Here is a 17,225-nt window from a genome sequence, read left to right on the forward strand (position 1 = left end):
CCGCGGTCAGTTCTTGCTCAGGATCAGACGGTCGTTGCCGGAGCTGTTCAGGAGCCCGGTCTTCTTCCGGAACGTCCCCAGCCGGACGAGGGTCGGTGCCTCGTAAGCCTTCTTCATGACGTCTCCTTCGTCGTTGGTCGCGTCCGCCTCCCCTGGTACGACCGCGAACCGGCATACCGGTGCACGGCCGTCCCCGGCGCCCGAGCCCATCGGAGGCCCAGAACGAGGAGGCGGGGCGTTCGCCGACGAAGCTAGTTGCAGGCCCTCGACCCTCTGCAACCCCCGACAGGAAAGTATGATTTTCCGCTTAGCGGCGAGATGGCGGACGCGAAAACCGCCATGTAGATGGCTTCGCGAAAAAGTGAATCAAAGTCAGTGAGTAAATTCCGCGGCAACGAAACGTTTTGAACTGCGTTTCCGGAACCCGACCTTCGATCCGGTCGGGGGGAGGGGCGCACGGCGAACCGAAGAGCGCGAACCGGGCGCCCCCTACCTCAATCCGCCGGGGGGACCACCGCCGTACATTGCCCGGCGGCACGGCGGGCGAGGGCGGTGCGGACCAGGGGGTCGACGGCGGCGGGCTGCTCCTGATACGGCAGATGACCCGCCCGAAAAGGCCGCGCCCAGCGAACCACCCACGACCAGGGCCGTCCCAGGGAGAGTTAATCCATCAAAGCGGGATGTCGGCGACTGCGCGGCCGCGACCGTCGGCCGCGGCTCCGACGCACCGTCGCGGACGCAGTGCCAGGTCCGCGAGCCAGGGCCGGCAGCAAGGCGGCGAGCACTCCTCACTCCGCCCCGAGCCCGCCTCCGGGGTCAACCCGCGAGGCCGACCCCGCGTCGTGATGCGGTGGGCGACGGCGGGTAGTCGTCGACGGTCACGGAGTTGTGGAGGTGTGCGCTCTTGGTGGCGAGGCGGAGGAGGGCGCGGCTGGGCCCCGCGGGCAGGGCGGAGATCAGACGGGCGCCCTGGGCCAGTCCCCACACGCCCGAGGCGGGACGTGAGGATCAGGGTCTTCGCCGCGCTCAGCGCCACCTCGCGACTGCCGCGCACATGCTCCGCCATCGCGCTCCCGCAGGCGATGGTGAAAGTCCGGCCACACGCGGCGAGTTGGTCCTAACGCCCCTCCCGGCTCGCCCCTCATAGCGTGTGAAGTCCGCGAAAAAGGCAGGAATCAGGAAATGCAGGAGGGCGATGTGCCGTGGTCGGCAGGATAGGGGCATGGACCAGTCAGAGACGGGGTCGGGCGGGGCGCGGCCGGTGGTGGTACGGCTTCCCGTAGAACCGGTGGAGGCCGCTGTGGAGGCGGACGCGATGGACGCCGTGGTGCAGGTCGACGCGCTGGCGGTGCGCGGCCCGCTGTTCGGGGTGGCAGCGCAGAGCGTGGAGGCGGAGGAGCGACCGCAGTGGCAGGTGGTGGTCGCAGTGACGGCCGACTGTCCGCAGACGGCGCGTGACAGCCTGAACTCGCTGCTGTGGTTCCGGGCGAAGGACGATGCCCAGGACAGGACGGAACGGCGTGCTCTGCTGGCGGCGGTCGCCCGCTTGGAACGCGAACGCGTCGACGAACTCACCGTGCTCGGGACCCGCTATCGGATCGTGCGTGCCGAGGAGTACGCCGGCATGGACGCGGACGGCATCGAGCAACCGCGCCCGACGGATCCGGAGCCGGTCAGGCCCGACTGGGCCCGCGGCACCGTCGAGGCACCGATCGATGACGGGCTGCTCCTCGACCCCGACGCCCCCATCACCCCGGCCCAAGCCGCGGAGCGCCTGGCGCTGCGCAGCTTGGCCTACACCGGTTCCGGGTTCCCCGACGACGTACGCAGTGACTCGCAGCGGGCGGTGGACACCCATCCCGACGTCCTACTGCTGCCTGCGACGTTCGCGGTGGTGGAACAGGCTGAGGGTGGGGGGTGGATGCCGACCAGCGCCCTGCACGGCAGTGCGCACGAGGCCCGTAAGACACTGGACTTTTCCCTGACATGGTGGGAGCCACGCAGACGGGGCCTCGTCCCGGTGGGCGCTGACAGGGACGTCGACGCACGTACCCTGGTCGCCGAAGGTGTCGACCCTGCGGCCTCGGAGCTGGCCGCATACGCCGAGGCCGCCGACCAGCTCCGCGCCGGCCGGGTCAACCAGCTCGAGGTCGAGGGCACCGTCTACCGGATCGCCCGCACCCGCCGCCTGCTGCGCTGGGGTCCGGACGGCCCCGAAGGGCCACGCCCGTCAGACATCAACAGGCACGGCCCTGAGCGCATCCACCCGGTGCTGGAGGAGGACGGCAACATCCTCCCCGAGGACGCAGACGACGAGGCCGAACCTTCGGTCTGACAAGTCCACCGCCTGCGTGACAGTGAACGGGTCATCCGGCACCGCGCAGACGTGGCCGGGCTCGCGGTAACGGGCGGGCGCCCGGTGCCTCCCGGGGGACGGTTGCTTTCGGCTGGAGATCTGTCGGCCGCCGCCGGCCCCGAGTTCCACAGGCGGGCTGCGAGCCGGTCCGCTGCCTGGTGAGCTGTCAGTTCTGCAACTATCGGATGGCCGCGACGAGAACCTGCTGCGTGAAGAGCCAGGACCTTGCAACACCCACTACCTTCGCAATCGCCGCGAAGCCGGTTTTGCTGCCCAGTACACACCCGCCACGAGGCACCTGGCGCGATTCGCGCACTCGCGGCGGGACTTGCGCTGGACTGGAACCGCCGGGACGCCCTGGGCTTCGTCGAGTGCCTGGCAGCGGGCGAGGAGAACTTCCGCCCCACACCAGATCCTCCTCCCTATCCCGCCTCGACCGGCAGCTCGCGGCGCACCGTGGTCACTCCTTGGCGCTGGCAGCCGCCTTGACCGACAAGGCTGGCCTCGGAGGCCGCCTCAACACCCGAGCACGCCCCCTCGGGCGGGTCCTCTTTCACCTACTTGCAGGAGACACGCCACGTCGGTCACCCTGACCGGCGGACACGAGAGAACTCCCCCGACTGCGCTCGGGGCCGCCATGGGCTCCTATGGAGCCGGGGCGTGCCTCACCGTTGCGCGGGGGCACCCGGCCGCGAGCTTGCTCAGCTTGTTCTGCTCGGCTCGGTCCATCGGCAGCTTCCAGCGGAGCTTGGTGGCGACCCAGTCGGTGGCGAGGGTGCATGTGGCGGTTTGGGTCGGTGGCATCCATTCGGCTGGATCCTTGTCGCCGTTGGCGCGGTTGGCGCCGAGGCTGACAGCCACGAGGGAACGGCTCGCGCCGAGATCGTCGGCGTACTGCTCGCGGCGCTGAGAGCTCCACTTCGGGGCACCGGAGTCCCAGGCCTCAGCGAGGGGAAAGACGTGGTCGATGTCGAGCTGGCGGGCGTTGGTTGAGGGTTTTGCCGTCGTAGTAGGAGCGCCGCGTGCCGCCGGTCAGCGCACAGTTCCTGCACTGTCGGGGCTTCTTGGTCGCTTCGGCCAGCAGGACTTCCTTGCGGGTGTCGCAGTCGTCGTGATCCGCATCGATCCACAGGCGGAACTTGGTGCGGGCGTAGCCGGTACGCGATTCGCGGGCGACCTTCAGCCGGCCTATCGCCTCCGTCAGGCGCAGACCTCTGTGCGCACTGTCGGCCACGCTGGCGTCCGCCGACGGCTTGACGTCCTGCGAGCAGGCTGGAATGCACGCTGCCGTGGAGAGCAGCGCAAGAGGACAGACGGGGATCATCGGACCGTGTACGAGAGGCAAACAGACCGTCTGCCGTCGACGGTTGAGGCGCCGGTGAGAACCGTGTCACCAGCCGCAGACTGCGGAACTCCTCAGCCGACTTCGCAGGCCGGGACAGTTCGGCTGCGGCCAACGCCTCGGCGAGCGTGGCCCGACCGCCCTTGAGTTCGGGTACATACTTGTAGATCGTGTGCGGAGCGGCTTCGTCTACCGGGACCTGCTCCGTCATTGGGCAAGCTGGTTTTCGTTCTCAAGGTGTTGGAATGGTCGGGCCCGTGCCTCTGCAGCCGGTCGGCCAGCAGTGCGGCCCGAACCTCTGCAGCCCCGCTGCGTCTCCGGCCTGCCCCCCCCCGAACGGCCAACCAGTACGCAAGCTGGTTTTTCGTTCTCAAGGTGTCAGAGTGGTCAGGGCCCCGGGTCCGTAGTCGATCGGTGAGCTGTTCACCCAGGGCCTCTGCACTTCCGGCCGCGTCTCCAGCTTCACCGCGCCAGTTGGCCAGCCGAGAACGGTCCCGCAGAGTGTCAGGATGATCGTCGATGCGTGGTGTTTCTCTTCCAGTCCCTCCCAACTGCTGGGCCCCGGCCTCCAGCAGCTCAGATCCACACTTCCTGACGGTGCGATCGTTGCCACCACCGCAGCGAAGCGCTGGGATGGGGAACCGGTCCGCATCCTGGGTCTCAACGCCTGACCACAGCCGTAGACAGTGACTTGGGTGCTTCGGCGGTGCCGGCCTTCCCGGGGTAGTGGCAGGGAGGGTTAGCTCGGCGATGTAAATGAGACACCTGTCGACTGAAAAAGCTTCTACACCAAGATCGAACTCATGTTAGGCTCCCCTAGTCGTAAAGACGGTGTGATCATTAGGGGGAAATTGTGAACTCGCGTTTTCGCGCGGCCACTGCCGTTGCAGCAGTCGCCGCTCTTACGCCTTTCATGACCGCAGCCAGCGCGAGTGCCGCAGCGGCAAAGCCAGGAGTGGCCAAGGCGGCCGCCGCGCACTACGACTGCCCGCACGACGGCTACATCACGGACCATGATGTGTGCTCGGAACTCAGCAATGGCGTTCTGCTCATGAATTCGACAACTAAGGGCACCTACATAGATGTCTCTTACGACAAGACCGGAGGCAGGTCTGTCTCCTGCAAGGTTGGCTACCTCCGCAGTGGGACTAACCACTGGAGTGGAACTAAGACCTGCAGCACCTCACTGATAGCCTCGGCGCAGTGGTCTCCCTCGGCGTCTTGTAGCCCTAACGTGGGGCTTCTTTACTCGGGTGGAAGCACCTACCAGACCCCTCCCACGAGGAATTGCTGACTTATCCGATGCCAGCAAGGACTATTCCGATGACGGAATAGTCCGCTCACTGCGCGCTTAACGGGATGAGCAGTGATAGCTGTCACGCCCCCTTGCGGAGAAACCGCGAGGGGGCGTTGCGCATTGAGAAACAACCCCAGGGATCTGCCCATGCTTGAAGCCGTCTTCAAAGGCCACGCGACATTCACCATTGCCGCAATCGCACTTTCTGTAGTTTTCTTTATCTCGGTTTTTCTCGCCTCGAAGAAGAGAACGGACCGTCCGGTCTCCTTGGCGCTCTGGTGCACTTCAATGGTGAGTGTGCTTTTCTTGACTCTGTGGACCAACGGAGGCACCCAAGGGGCCGGCGCCTGTGTTGTGAACCTGGCGCTACTTGAACCCTTCGGCACCGAACAAGGCATATTGAACTGTCTCATGTTCGTGCCCGTCGGCTTCACGGGCGTATTCGTCACGCGCAGGGCGATTCCCGCCCTCGCGTGCGGTGTGGCGCTTTCAGCCCTTATCGAGACTGCACAAGGTGCTCTGCCGGCAATCGGAAGAGCTTGCGACACCAGCGACTTGGTGTCCAATTCGGCTGGTAGCACACTGGGTGCATTTATAGCCTTCATCCTCGTGCGATTTCAACGGAGCGGCTTGACACCCTGGCGGATGCGTCGTTCGCCGGCAGTGATCACATGCGTAGCCTTCGCAGTGGTTCTTGGCACTGTCTGGCTCACCTCTATTCAGGCGCATTCCGTGAATGCTACTGAGGCAGTGGGGACGGCGGCCAGCGACCAACGCAACGCTGTTGTAGAAGCTGTCCGCCAGGCTTTCGGTGATCACTACACGGTTGGAGACGTACAGTTTTCGTCATCGCCCGATTCCGACCGCGGCACTGTCATGGCGAGTCTTCCAGTCGGGTTCGTCCAGATCAATTGGCCAGAAGCAAATGAGATCACGGCCAGCCTGGACATGTCGGACAACGGAAAGCCTTCGGGTTACCCAGTGCCGGGAGGGCCAACGCACGTAGAAAACTCGCAGCAGGCAAGAAAAGCGGCTGCCGCGTACGCCGAAACCCACTTTTCTTGGGCCGTCCCAGACAGCAAAGTAGAGGTTTCTCCAGTCGGAGAAAAGGCCTCCCTGGGCTGGCTCGTCAGCTGGCGCAGATATCGCCATGCCGTACTCATGCCTATGCGCCTGGATGTTCAGATCGATCGAACGGGGCATGTTTCTCAATTGTCTACGCGGAAAGCTCCGGATGTCAACATCGCACCTTCCCACATCAAAAAGGAAGAGGCACTCCAGCTCGCCAAGAGCTCTACGCCAGGGTGCCAAAGGGCCGAAGTAGGCGAATTGCTCGCAGTGCGAAACGGCTCTAAGTGGCATGCCGTTTGGCGCATCAAAATCACTTGCAAAGATTCAAGTGCAATCGTCCACATCAATGCGTCTTCCGGGGCTGTGGAGATGAAGGAAAAAACATCCCAATAGGGCCTATTGGCCGCGGCCAGGCCGATTTCGTAGTCCTGCCAGCAGGCCTCGCACCCCAGAGTGGGTCGGGGTCTGCTGTCGTTTATCAACAGACCTCAAGGACGAAGCGGCGCAGGACCAGGCCGGAGGCCTCAACGCGGTCATCGGCGCAGTGCCACACGATACGGTGATCGGGCTGATTGGTATAGGCCGGGGCTGGTCAACCATCGCACTCGTCTGTTTCTCGTGCCAACCGCCCCAGGTCCCCCGCCCACTACTGAGTCTAAACGTTGGGTTTCAGGTATGGCTATAAAAGCTGAGCCGCTGGATGGCTTACGGGACTTGGCCGCCTGGAGCCCGCGACGACTCGACCGCCAATTGGGAGATGCGACTCGATCGCTGCTGTAGGACAACGCCGGCGAGGTCGTCTGCGGGATCGGATTACGACGAGCTGGCGGAGGTGGCCGTACCCCTGATCTGGGCTGGGATGGACATCGGCAAGACGCATCACCACGCGGTGGTGATCAACGGGGAGGACGAGCGGCTGCTGTCCCGTCGGATTCAAAACGACGGCCCGGTGACGAGATCGCCGTCGATCTGCGTACTCTGACTACCCGGCGCTTGGACCTTGTCTTCGACCGCACCCGGCATATCAACCGCCTTCGAGCCAACTACTCAAGGTATCCCTGCATTGGAGCGGTCGCTGGACTTGACCAGCAAGGGGCCGGTGATGCTGCTGACGGGCTACCAGTCTCCGGCTGCGATCCGCCGCACGGGTACGAAGCGGATCGAGGCCTGGCTGAAGAACCGCAAGGTCAAAGGAGCCGCCGCACTCGCTCGCACCGCCGTGAAAGCTGCTCGGGCCCAGCGCACCGCACTGCCCGACGAGAAGCTGGCAGCTGCCATGGTGGTCCGTCTCGCGAAGGGGGTGATGGCCCTCGACTAGGAGATCTCCGAACTCGACGCCCTCATCGACGCCCGGTTTCACGAGCATCCGCGCGCCGAGGTGATCCGCCGCCTGCCCGGCATGGGCCCCAAACTCGGCGCCGAGTTCATCGCCGCAACTGGCGGCGACGTGGACGTCGTCGGCAGTGCTGACCGCCCGGCTGACTTTGCCGGCCTGGCCTCGCAGCCTCGCGATTCCGGTCGCGTCAGCGGTAACCTGCGCAGACCCCGCCGCTACCACCGTGGCTTGCTTCGGGCGAAGCACCTGTCGGCGATGTCCAGCCTCAAGTCCTGACCCGCCTCCAAGGCGTACTACCAGCGGAAGCGAAGAGAGGGAAAGGGACCCAAGCAGGCTCTCCTCGCTCTCGCTCGCCGCCGCGTCCACGTTTTGTGGGCGAGCCTTGAGCTGGACGGGGCACGACTCGATCTGCCTACCTGCCCCCTGCCGAGCCGTCCTCTTGTCAGATCCATGCGACCCTCATTATCTTGACGTCAAGATTTTTGGCGAGAGGGTGAGGAGAAGAGATGGCTCAAGGAGCGCTCGGATACACCTTGGGCGGCCTGCATCACGTGCAGCTCGCTATCCCTCCAGGAACTGAAGAGCTTTGCCGCGACTTCTGGGGAGGCGTTCTCGGGATGACAGAGCTCAAGAAGCCCCCACTACTGGCGGCTCGTGGTGGGTGCTGGTTTCGCGGCGGTGGCCTGGAGGTCCACTTGGGGGTTGAAGAGGACTTCCGCCCGAACAGGAAGGCACATCCGGGCATCCTTGTGACCTCGCTCCAAGCGCTCGCCACGCGATTGGAAGACCACGGGGTGAGCGTCACCTGGGATGACAACTTCCCTGGCCACAATCGCTTCTACGCGTTCGACAGGCTGGGCAATCGGCTCGAGTTCCTTGAACCTGTCCGCGATCGCTGACGGAGGGATGACTGCGGGTTGACCCATAACTGCCGGTTAAGAGTGGGATGATCTTGCTGTGACTGGTGTGATCACGGCGTCGAGGCCGTCCTGGCTAGCGCCCTTCACTGGGCTGATTCCACGTCAGTTCGGCAAGCTGATCACTGCCTTGCGACGCGAGGTGGCGGATCCGATCCGCAGGGGCCGCCCTTGGAGCCTGCCGCTGGAGGACCGGGTGTTGCTGGTCGCGGCGTACTGGCGGACCAACCTCACTCTCCGGCAACTGGCGCCGTTGTTCGGCATTTCGAAGTCGGCCGCCGACCCCATCATCGACCACCTCGGACCGGTGCTCGCGCTCCAGCTCCGTAAGCGATTCCGCGAGGACACCGTGCTGATCGTGGACGGCACCCTGGTCCCCACGCGTAAACACACCGTCGCCGAGCAGTCGAAGAACCATCGATACTCCCCCAACCACCAAGTCGTGATCGACGCCGGTACCCGGCTCGTCGTCGCCGTCGGCCGGCCGGTGACCGGCAACCGCAACGACTGCAAGGCGTGGGAGCTGTCCGGCGCGAAGGACCCCGTCGGTAAGACCACGGTGATCGCGGACGGCGGCTATCGCGGCACCGGCCTGGTCATCCCGCACCGCCGCGAACGCGGCCAGGCCGAACTCCGTGACTGGAAAGGAGAGCACAAACGCTCCCACCGCAAGGTCCGCGCCCACGCCGAGCATGCCTTCGCCCGAATGAAAGCCTGGAAGATCCTCCATGACCGTCGCCTGAAAGCCGATGGCATCCACCACGCCATGCTCGACCTCGCCCGTCTCCACAACCTCACCCTCACCCTCACCGGATGATCGGGAAACAAGGCTGGTCAACGAGCACGCCTTAGATCATTTACGGGACAACGCCTACTTAAGCGCCAACGACCCGCGACGACTTAAGGCGTGTCCGATGGGTCCCGCGACAGGTCTGACGGTGGATCCGTAAGGGAGAACGAGGAAGGAGAACAAGCTCAGCGCGTGAGCACGACCCCAACCGCGACGCCGAGGAAGGTCACGCTGCCGGCGAACAGACCTACGATCAGAGATAGGCGGTGCTTGCGGTGAATACCCTTGCACTTCCCGGCCTTTCGGGCAGGTAGACGACCGGCAACATGGGTTCCGAGGGCCAGACCCAGCCCCGTCGCGACGGACCGGAACCTGACAGGCTGGCCCTGCCAGCCTGTGAACTCGATGACGGGCGTCGAACAATCCTCCCCCGGCCGATGCTCCTGGTCCACCACCACCCCCTCGGCGTGCACCCCGTAGCGACTCAGCGGCATCCGTAGCCGTGACTCCCGCGCACCGGCCACCAGGCCCGCCAATACGGCCAGCCCGAGCCGCCACGGCCGTCGCAGCCCTGCACGACAACACTCAGCTCCGCCAAGAACTCTCGGCGGCGGGAGCCCACGTCGTTCCCCTCCACCTACGGAAGGGATGCTCCTCCGGGGAGGCAGATGGCGTCGTAGGCGACAGTCACTGATGCTCGCCAACTCGGCCATGGGCCACTAGGCCGTCTCTTTCGGATCATCGACCGGCATACTGGGCCATCCAAGATACGGCCGGAAGTAGATAGCGTGAAAACCGACATATTTCGCATCAGTGCAAGCCTTGCAGCTGCCACCGTGACGGCACTCGCCCCGTCCTCTTGCGGGGCAGGCAAACCCGTCGTCACTCCAAAGGCCGTAACCCATTCCGAATTGGTCGGCCGATGGGACGGGGAGCGGAAATGCGGATCACCGATAGTTCGACTACGTGACGATTACACTTTTTCCAGCAAAGACTTTCCAGTCGAGTGGGACGGCCCTGTGCCGGACGCGCAGGTGACACGCCGTTCATCCGACGGGAAATGGCACGGGGTCAACAAAGACCCTGGCCTGCCACCCTATCTGGTACTTAGTTTCAAGAATCACAACGACGTCCAGTTTCTGGAATTCTTTGTGGAGCATGGAGAGCTGCAGATGGATGGGACTGTCTACGCGAACGGCGGGGACCCCTATCCCTACCCATGTCACTACAAACGCACTTCTGTCGACCCTGAGGGCTAGGACACTTCTTTCGGGTCATCTCGCTGACCAGATGAACATGGCGGCGAGATGGAGTCCGGCGAGGTAGATGGTGGCGGTCTTGTCGTAGCGGGTGGCCAGGCCGCGCCACTGCTTGAGTTTATTGATGCAGCGCTCGACCGTGTTGCGTTGTTGGTAAGCGTCGCGATCGCAGACCGGTGGCCTGCCGCCGCGGCTACCCAGGCGTTTGCGGTGAGTGGCCTGGTCGGCGGTCTGTGGGCTCACGGCCCGGATACCGCGCCGGCGGAGATGGGAACGGATCGCGCGGGATGAGTAGGCCTTGTCGGCCAGGATCATGCCCGGTGTGGTCCTGGGTCGGCCGATGGGCCGGGGCACCCGTAAGCGGGCCATGACCTCGGTGAACGCTGGTGCGTCGCCAGCCCGGCCGGGCGTGATGGTGAACGCCAGTGGGCGGCAGCGGCTGTCCGCGGCAAGGTGGATCTTGGTGGTCGGCCCGCCGCGGGACCGGCCGAGGGCATGGCCGTCCGGCTCGCCGGCCGGGCCCCTTTGCCGGCCCCCCAGCGGCGTGCTGGTGAGCGTGGACGACGGTGGAGTCGACCGCAACGACCCAATCGAGATCGCCTTCGGTATCGGCCTGGGCGAGCAGAGCGGTGAAGACCTTCTCCCAGGCGCCGTCAACTGCCCACTTCCGCAGTCGGTTATGGGCACCTTTCCATGCCCCGAAGTGTTCGGGCAGGTCCATCCACGGCGTCCCGGTGCGGCACTTGAACGCGATCGCGTCGATCACCCTCCGATGATCACGCCAGCGTCCACCCCGCTTCGGCGTCCGGTCGGCAGCAACGGCTCGATGCGTGCCCACTGGGCGTCAGTCAACGACACACAGACCACGGGCCTTCGGCACTGATCCGCAACCCCCGGGGCGTGACGGGCAAACACCCGTGGACCTGGCCCTTCACTACGGCCACGACCTTGCAGTCAGGCTGTTGCAACGGCACATCAGCGGGTGAGGCGGCGCAGGCAGATAAGGGTGCAGGCGATGCTGGCAAAGGGACGCGGCGCGCGCATCCTGCGGCGCCTGGCCGCGCAGACCACCAGACAGGGAGCTGCCTGTGCCCGGCCCCGGCTTCGCCCGCAAGATCCGCACACTTCTGACGACCGCTGCCTGCCTTCCTGCCTGCCCAGCAACCCTATTGAGCGACCCGCCGCCTCGAAACGCGCCCGCAAGCGACGGGGCATTTCTCGCGCCGTGCCGTGGGTTGCCGAGCAGATGGATGAGACCGCCACAGGATGAGCTTCGCTGGACAGTCCCGCAGACCCCGGGCCTGGTCGACGGAATCCTGCCTGTGCCCGAACGTCCGGGCCGTCCACGACGGCGGCCCGAGCGCGTCCTGGGCGACAAGGTGTACGACTCGAACGCCGTACGGCGTGAGATGCGACGCCGTCGGATCCTGCCGGTGATCTCCGGCAAGGGCGCGCCGAACATCAAGGGCTTGGGCAGATATGGTGAGCCATCGAACCTGATCACAAATATCCGGACCTTGACTATTCCACACCGACCGCACGATAGGTGAACTGTCTGCTTCTTCGTGCCATCCCCTGATGGTTTAGCAGGTTAGGAGTAATTGCGATGCCCATGCCGACCCACCCGCCGAAAAACCCGTCAAGCCCCTTTGCATCCTTCAGTGGTCACCATGTTGGTATCCGCGTTCCCGAATACGACGCAGCGATGGCTTGGTACACCGAGAAGCTGGACTTCCGAGTGCTCCAGGAGTGGCCGTACGGTGAGCTGAAGCTCGCGTACCTCTGCCCGCCCAACGATGACAACTTCCATGTGGAACTGCTGGCCGGACCGGTACCGTTCCCGAACGAGGTCCTCGACGACCTCGGAGTCAGCCTGCAACACGGCGGCTACCAGCACATGTGCGTCCATGTCGACGATGTCGACGAAGCACGTGCGGAGCTCGCCAGCCGTGGCGTCGACCTTATCGGTGAACCTTTCGAGATCGAGGACATCAGCCGGCGACTGGCGTTCTTCCGTGACCCGTGGGGCAACATGATCGAACTGTCGCAGAAGTTGCCCGGCGCTGGATCCTGATCAGCCTCACCACATCAGCATGCGTGCACACGGCCCGAGCCGAGGATCCACAGGCGGAGACCAAGGCGACCGGCCGGTGAAGATCGACGAAAATGCCGCCACACACCAGGCCAGGGCCGCGGCACTTCGCGGGGTCCGCATACGGCGGACTCATGGCCCTCGGCCCGGGATCAGGAGGCTCTCTCGGGTTGCATGCCGGCTGCCGCCGCCTGTCGAAGCGAGGTTCTTCGCGGTCCTCCGCAGTCCGCCGTCCAGCCCCGCACGCTAGGTCTTGTCTGGTTCCTTGACGTCTACTGAGGTTGAACTCGTGGAGTCGTAGGTGCTGACGGCTCGTCGTCCGTGCGGTCTCACCAGGGGATGCGGTATCCACAGGGAGGCGGGCTTACCGCCGAACGGCAGCAGTTCCGCGAAGAGTTGTGGCTTCAGGCGGCCGAGCGGTTCGCCCGGGGTAAGGCGAGTGCGGTGATCGCCAAGGACCTACGCGTCAGTGTCAGGTCCGTGCAGCGGTGGCGGCAGGCGTGGACGGGGGGCGGCCCGTCGGCCCTGCGGTCGCAGGGGCCGGCGTCGCTGCCGAGGCTGACGACAAGCAGTTCGCTCAGCTGGAGGCGGAGCTGTCCAAGGGACCGGCCGCGCACGGCTGGGAGGACCAACGCTGAACCCTTATTCGCGTGAAGACGGTGATTGGGCGGCGTTTCCACCTGGCCTACACGATTCAGGGCGTTCGGAAACTCCTGCTGCGTAACGGCTGGACTTGCCAGGTCCTGGCCCGACGCGCGATGGAGCGGGACGAGGACGCGGTGGCCGGCTGGGTCAAGGAGGTGTGGCCCTGCGCGCGACTACCGGGACCTGCTGATCGCAGCCCACCCGCAACTCGGCGGCCCGATCGTGCTCGCCTGGGACAACCTCAACGTCCACAAGGCCGCCGGGCTGTGGGAGTTCGCCGCCTCGCGCGACTGGCTGACCATCTACTACCTGCCGCCCTTACGCGCCCGACCTCAACCCCGTCGAAGGCAACTGGTCCCCGCTGCGGCGGGGCTGGCACTCCAACGTCGCTTTGAGCACGCCAGAAACACCTCATCCAGCGCATCGGACGAGGCCTGCGCCACATCCAGTACCGCGGCGACCTCATAGACGGCTGCCTCGCCGAAACGGGCCTGATCATCAACACATGACCACCACGACAACACGTTCAACCTCGTAGGCCCAACCATGGGGATGGGGCGACACGCCATGGCCATTACGTAAAAATAGGAACTGAACGTGCAATGTAGTGCATTGTTGCATATTTAATCTCTCCGTAGGAGGAAATGCCATGGCGGGCAAGCCCAGCATTGTCTTCGCCCACGGACTCTGGGCGGACGGGTCGTGCTTCAACAAGCTCATCCCGACACTCCAGGCCGAAGGCCATGAGGTTTTCGCGTCACAGCACGGCCTCGACTCGCTCGAAAGCGACGTGGCGTGCGTCAACTTCACGCTCAACCACGTCCCCGGCCCGATCGTGCTGGTCGGTCACTCCTACGGTGGGACCCTGATCACCAAAGCGGGCACCCACGACCGCGTCGGCGCTCTGGTGTACATCGCCGCGCTCGCCCCAGACGAGGACGAGACGTCGCAGGAACAGCTGGACAAGTTCGCCCGCACGCCCATCTTCGAGCACGTGGAGGTTGCTGACGGCCGCGTGTGGCTCAAGCCCTCAGGCCTCCCGCACTTCTGCGGCGACCTCCCGGAAGCGGAGCAGAAGCTCGTCCTGGCGACGGGCGCCGTGCCAGTGGCGGACCTGTTCAACCAGCAGGTTCCCGGCACCGCCTGGCGGACGAAGCCAAGCTGGTTCATCGTCGCCAACAACGACCGTACCGTGCCCCCCGACCTGGAGCGGTCCGCCGCCGAGCGCATGGCCGCCAATATCCGTCCCGTGGACAGCAGCCACGTTCCCATGCTCTCGCATCCTGACTTCGTCCTCGATGTGATCCGTGAGGCCGCGGAGTCCCTCGACGCCTAGGGCAAGCTGACAGCGACCGGCCGCAGCGCAACACACAGCGCAACACACAAGGAGGCGGCCCCGGACCGACCGGTCCAAGGGCACGGCTCGCCGGGAGGTGCGGCCGGCCCAGATGGCCGTGTCGCGGGCGGAGAAGGCGTACCGGGGCCGGATCTCCCGGACAGAGGCCGAGTTGCGGCAGCTGCGCGCGCCGGACCGCGGGGGTCATGTGGATCAGCTGGGGCAGATCGTCCTGCATGAGCATGCGCTCCTCGTCGGAGGCGACGAGGTTCCGCTGGCCGGCCTGCACGTCCGGTTCGATCTGGCCCGCTCCACCCACGTGTCATACGTGTACCTGAGCAGGCCGGACGGGCGGGAGCGCATGGAGCGCTTCGCGAGGACGATTTTCCCGAAGACGCAGTGCGTCAGTTCAGCGTGCGGCTCCAGAATGCGGCCGCAGCAGCCGAACCAGCTGCAGGCACTGAGGGACGGCGACCTCCGCAAGCTCGAGGCTGAGCGGCGTGAGGCTCGCAGGGAGACCGAACCGGTGCAGACGGCGAGGGAACTGCTGGATGAGACCCGCGCCCGGCACGGCAGCGATCCGCGGCTCCCGAAGGCTCGGGCTGCTCTCGAGGACGCGCGCGATGTGTGGCAAGAACTGACGGGGCGACGTCCTCTGTAATGCCGTGATGCATCCCAGCCTGGCCCTGGCAAGCCCACGGCCAGAGCAAGGCGCGCCGTTGCAAAGCCGTGCGGGCTCGATCTGGAGGGGCGTTGCCCGGTCCCTGTGCGCCGTCAGGTTTCGGCGGTCAGTCCGGCCGAGTCGGGATGTGGGCTTCGGTTTCATGGACGAATCTTGAGCGCCGTGTCTTGAGCTCCGTGAGTCCCGCTGGCGTGCGGGTACCACCGGTTGGCTGGACGGTGTAGGTGGCTATGTGAGGCGACGTCGTCCGTACTCGGGAGCCTCAAACAGGCGGGGATGAAGCGCTCAGGGGCCGGGCGCCAGCGTTGCCGGCCATGCTCCGATGCCGACAGCCCAGAACCGATAGACGTCATTGAACGTCCATCACGCCGCCGTGCCTGACACTCGCGCGACGCGGAACGCACGTAAAAGCACGCCGCCCTACAAACGCGTCGACCGGCAGCCAAGGCTCCACGGCCGGTCATCGGTGGTCTTCAGGTGTCACTGCCCCTGGTAGGGCGGTTGTTGTGGGGGTGGGGTGCCGTACGGTCCGGGGTTGTGCGGTGGCTGCCCGGGAGGGGTGGCCGGCGGGTACGGCTGCGCGCCCGGCTGCTGCCCGGGAGGGAACCCCTGGCCCGGCTGCTGCGCCGGCCAGAACCCCTGGCCGGGCTGCTGGGTGGGCGGATACGGCGCCTGGGGCGGCATACCCGGACCCGCACCCGGATACGGCCCCCACCCCCCGGGAGGGACCTGCGGCTGCGCGCTCCTGTCGCGCTTGCCCACCGCGACGGCGATGACGACCACGAGCGCGACCAGCACACCCAAGCCCACCAACAGCAGCAACAACAAACCCATCAATGCCCCTCCCCTTACTCCAGGCCCGTGCGGACACGCCACGGCGTCGACCACCACGACCTTACAAGGGCGACACGACAGCCGCCCTCGTGTTCACCGCTCGCAATGGTCGACTCCATCGAGGCGCGAAAGCTGTACCGGTCCTTGCGGCGGTCTCGTCGTCAGCGGGTCTGCCACCGGTCCGTCTGCACGACACCGCCGCGCGGGTGTGGGTGGCCCCTTCCGAATCCCGCCCGTCGGCCAGCGGAGTCACTGGGGGCTATCTGGCCGTGGTTGTCGCAACGCGTAGTCGTCGACGGGCTACGGCTCGGCGTAGTGCTCTGGTGGAGGCGCGGTGCCTCGGCCGTGCCCTAAGCAGCGTTGTTGGGGCTCCTTGAAATTGGCTCTGCCCGCAATTCCGTGAATCCCCAGGTCAGCGGCGGGAACGGCGGATCGTTTCACCAGCGTCTCGTACTCCGTGGTGATCAAGACGGTCGAAGACAGATCGCCTCGCAGGCTGGGATCGACCTCGACGGTCACCCGGATGTATCTGCTCTGCAGCGTGGCGACATTGGCGGACGCGCTCACCGGCCCGGGCCGCAGAGCACCGTCCCGACGCCGCATCCGGCCCCAGCAGGCCCGGGCCTCCGCCCAGGCTCCGGCCCCCGCCAACGGTGCGCGGGCAGGCGGGAGTCAGCCGGCGAAGGTGCGGGCGAATGCGTTCGCGTCCTTCCCGATGCTCGAACAGGTCGCCAGCGCTTTCGCCCGACCGCCATCCGGGCAGGGCTTGTCCCTGGTGACCGACCACATCGACAGGCGGCTGAGGCCCTTGGCGTCGGCGAACCTCTTGAGTTGCACCGCATCGGCGACGGTGAAGATTTCGCCCTTGACATCGTTGACGCCGATCATGGGCGTGACGGCGAGGGTCCGCCACGCCGTGACGTCGTTACGGATGCCCAGCACCGTCTTGAGCTGCTTGTGGGTGGCGGTGGCGGCGGCGATGGCGTAGGCGCCCATGTCGCCGTCATAGAAGGTGCCGTAGTCCATGGCCATGATGTTGACGGTGGAGAGTCGGAGCCCATGCTTCTTTGCATTCGCCAGCACAGCGACGGAGTGGCGGTTAAGACGTTGTTTCAGTTGGTGAGTCGGCGGTAGCTGATGAGGGCTGCGGCGATGCCGACGAAGGCCAGGAAGTGCTCGGCCCTTCGCTCGTAACGGCGGTGCAGCCTTCGGCATCCGCCCAGCCAGGAGACCGTTCTCTCGACGACCCAGCGGTGTCGGCCGAGCCG

Annotated in this window: 17 protein-coding genes and 3 pseudogenes; 12 read left to right on the forward strand and 8 right to left on the reverse strand. The window is 65.6% G+C overall.

Annotated elements, in window-relative coordinates:
• Positions 1 to 6 precede the first annotated feature (6 nt).
• Both ACFV1J_RS13280 and ACFV1J_RS13285 read right to left on the reverse strand, forming a co-directional pair.
• Entirely contained in the window at positions 7 to 117 is a 111-nt protein-coding gene (locus ACFV1J_RS13280; RefSeq protein ID WP_106974916.1) for a keywimysin-related RiPP, read from the reverse strand.
• A gap of 699 nt (positions 118 to 816) precedes the next feature.
• Positions 817 to 987 carry a hypothetical protein gene (locus ACFV1J_RS13285; RefSeq protein WP_385857425.1) on the reverse strand — a complete coding sequence of 57 codons (171 nt, stop codon included), beginning with the start codon at positions 985 to 987 and terminating at the stop codon, positions 817 to 819.
• A gap of 235 nt (positions 988 to 1,222) precedes the next feature.
• On the opposite strand from ACFV1J_RS13285, the gene ACFV1J_RS13290 reads away from it, so the two are divergent.
• Positions 1,223 to 2,335 (forward strand): DUF5954 family protein, encoded by a 1,113-nt coding sequence (locus ACFV1J_RS13290; protein WP_385857426.1) that lies wholly within the window; start codon positions 1,223 to 1,225, stop codon positions 2,333 to 2,335.
• A 666-nt stretch (positions 2,336 to 3,001) separates the two neighbouring features.
• Here the strand turns inward: ACFV1J_RS13290 and ACFV1J_RS13295 are convergent.
• Both ACFV1J_RS13295 and ACFV1J_RS13300 read right to left on the reverse strand, forming a co-directional pair.
• The gene (locus tag ACFV1J_RS13295; RefSeq protein WP_385857453.1) at positions 3,002 to 3,325 is read right to left on the reverse strand and encodes an HNH endonuclease family protein; all 324 of its coding nucleotides are present in this window, start codon (positions 3,323 to 3,325) and stop codon (positions 3,002 to 3,004) included.
• Positions 3,300 to 3,590: a hypothetical protein gene (locus ACFV1J_RS13300; RefSeq protein ID WP_385857427.1), complete on the reverse strand. Its 291-nt coding sequence runs from the start codon at positions 3,588 to 3,590 to the stop codon at positions 3,300 to 3,302. Before ACFV1J_RS13300 ends, ACFV1J_RS13295 begins: the two co-directional genes overlap by 26 nt.
• Positions 3,591 to 5,142: 1,552 nt before the next feature.
• Between ACFV1J_RS13300 and ACFV1J_RS13305 the strand changes: the two genes are divergently transcribed.
• From ACFV1J_RS13305 to ACFV1J_RS13330, 6 genes are all read left to right on the forward strand, one after another.
• Positions 5,143 to 6,459 (forward strand): VanZ family protein, encoded by a 1,317-nt coding sequence (locus ACFV1J_RS13305; RefSeq protein ID WP_385857429.1) that lies wholly within the window; start codon positions 5,143 to 5,145, stop codon positions 6,457 to 6,459.
• A gap of 439 nt (positions 6,460 to 6,898) precedes the next feature.
• Complete coding sequence (locus ACFV1J_RS13310; protein WP_385857430.1) at positions 6,899 to 7,048, forward strand: transposase; 150 nt, start codon at positions 6,899 to 6,901, stop codon at positions 7,046 to 7,048.
• An 81-nt stretch (positions 7,049 to 7,129) separates the two neighbouring features.
• Positions 7,130 to 7,384: a hypothetical protein gene (locus ACFV1J_RS13315; RefSeq protein ID WP_385857431.1), complete on the forward strand. Its 255-nt coding sequence runs from the start codon at positions 7,130 to 7,132 to the stop codon at positions 7,382 to 7,384.
• Between the two features lie 60 nt (positions 7,385 to 7,444).
• On the forward strand, positions 7,445 to 7,678 hold the full coding sequence (locus tag ACFV1J_RS13320; RefSeq protein ID WP_385857432.1) for a transposase: 234 nt from the start codon (positions 7,445 to 7,447) through the stop codon (positions 7,676 to 7,678).
• 230 nt (positions 7,679 to 7,908) lie between these two features.
• Complete coding sequence (locus tag ACFV1J_RS13325; protein ID WP_385857433.1) at positions 7,909 to 8,301, forward strand: glyoxalase; 393 nt, start codon at positions 7,909 to 7,911, stop codon at positions 8,299 to 8,301.
• A gap of 58 nt (positions 8,302 to 8,359) precedes the next feature.
• On the forward strand, positions 8,360 to 9,136 hold the full coding sequence (locus ACFV1J_RS13330) for a transposase (protein WP_385857434.1): 777 nt from the start codon (positions 8,360 to 8,362) through the stop codon (positions 9,134 to 9,136).
• A gap of 1,247 nt (positions 9,137 to 10,383) precedes the next feature.
• Here ACFV1J_RS13330 and ACFV1J_RS13335 read toward each other — a convergent pair.
• Positions 10,384 to 11,235, reverse strand: a pseudogene (locus tag ACFV1J_RS13335) (IS5 family transposase).
• Between the two features lie 739 nt (positions 11,236 to 11,974).
• On the opposite strand from ACFV1J_RS13335, the gene ACFV1J_RS13340 reads away from it, so the two are divergent.
• The 5 genes and pseudogenes from ACFV1J_RS13340 to ACFV1J_RS13360 all read left to right on the forward strand — a co-directional run bounded on the left by ACFV1J_RS13340 (position 11,975) and on the right by ACFV1J_RS13360 (position 15,102).
• Complete coding sequence (locus tag ACFV1J_RS13340) at positions 11,975 to 12,442, forward strand: VOC family protein (protein ID WP_385857435.1); 468 nt, start codon at positions 11,975 to 11,977, stop codon at positions 12,440 to 12,442.
• Positions 12,443 to 12,799: 357 nt separating this feature from the next.
• Positions 12,800 to 13,326, forward strand: a pseudogene (locus ACFV1J_RS13345) (winged helix-turn-helix domain-containing protein); the annotation flags it as partial.
• Positions 13,274 to 13,614, forward strand: a pseudogene (locus tag ACFV1J_RS13350) (transposase); the annotation flags it as partial. The pseudogenes ACFV1J_RS13345 and ACFV1J_RS13350, both read left to right, overlap by 53 nt.
• A 140-nt stretch (positions 13,615 to 13,754) precedes the next feature.
• Complete coding sequence (locus ACFV1J_RS13355; RefSeq protein ID WP_385857436.1) at positions 13,755 to 14,441, forward strand: alpha/beta fold hydrolase; 687 nt, start codon at positions 13,755 to 13,757, stop codon at positions 14,439 to 14,441.
• A gap of 112 nt (positions 14,442 to 14,553) precedes the next feature.
• Positions 14,554 to 15,102, forward strand: a complete 549-nt coding sequence (locus ACFV1J_RS13360) for a hypothetical protein (RefSeq protein ID WP_385857438.1) — start codon at positions 14,554 to 14,556, stop codon at positions 15,100 to 15,102.
• 501 nt (positions 15,103 to 15,603) lie between these two features.
• Here ACFV1J_RS13360 and ACFV1J_RS13365 read toward each other — a convergent pair.
• The 3 genes from ACFV1J_RS13365 to ACFV1J_RS13375 form a co-directional block, all read right to left on the reverse strand.
• Positions 15,604 to 15,957 (reverse strand): hypothetical protein, encoded by a 354-nt coding sequence (locus ACFV1J_RS13365; protein ID WP_385857439.1) that lies wholly within the window; start codon positions 15,955 to 15,957, stop codon positions 15,604 to 15,606.
• 672 nt (positions 15,958 to 16,629) lie between these two features.
• Positions 16,630 to 16,989: a hypothetical protein gene (locus ACFV1J_RS13370; RefSeq protein ID WP_385857440.1), complete on the reverse strand. Its 360-nt coding sequence runs from the start codon at positions 16,987 to 16,989 to the stop codon at positions 16,630 to 16,632.
• A gap of 80 nt (positions 16,990 to 17,069) precedes the next feature.
• On the reverse strand, positions 17,070 to 17,225 hold a 156-nt coding region (locus tag ACFV1J_RS13375; RefSeq protein ID WP_385857454.1), incomplete at its 5' end, for a transposase.

The organism is Streptomyces sp. NPDC059649, from assembly GCF_042734445.1.
Taxonomy (GTDB): Bacteria; Actinomycetota; Actinomycetes; order Streptomycetales; family Streptomycetaceae; genus Streptomyces.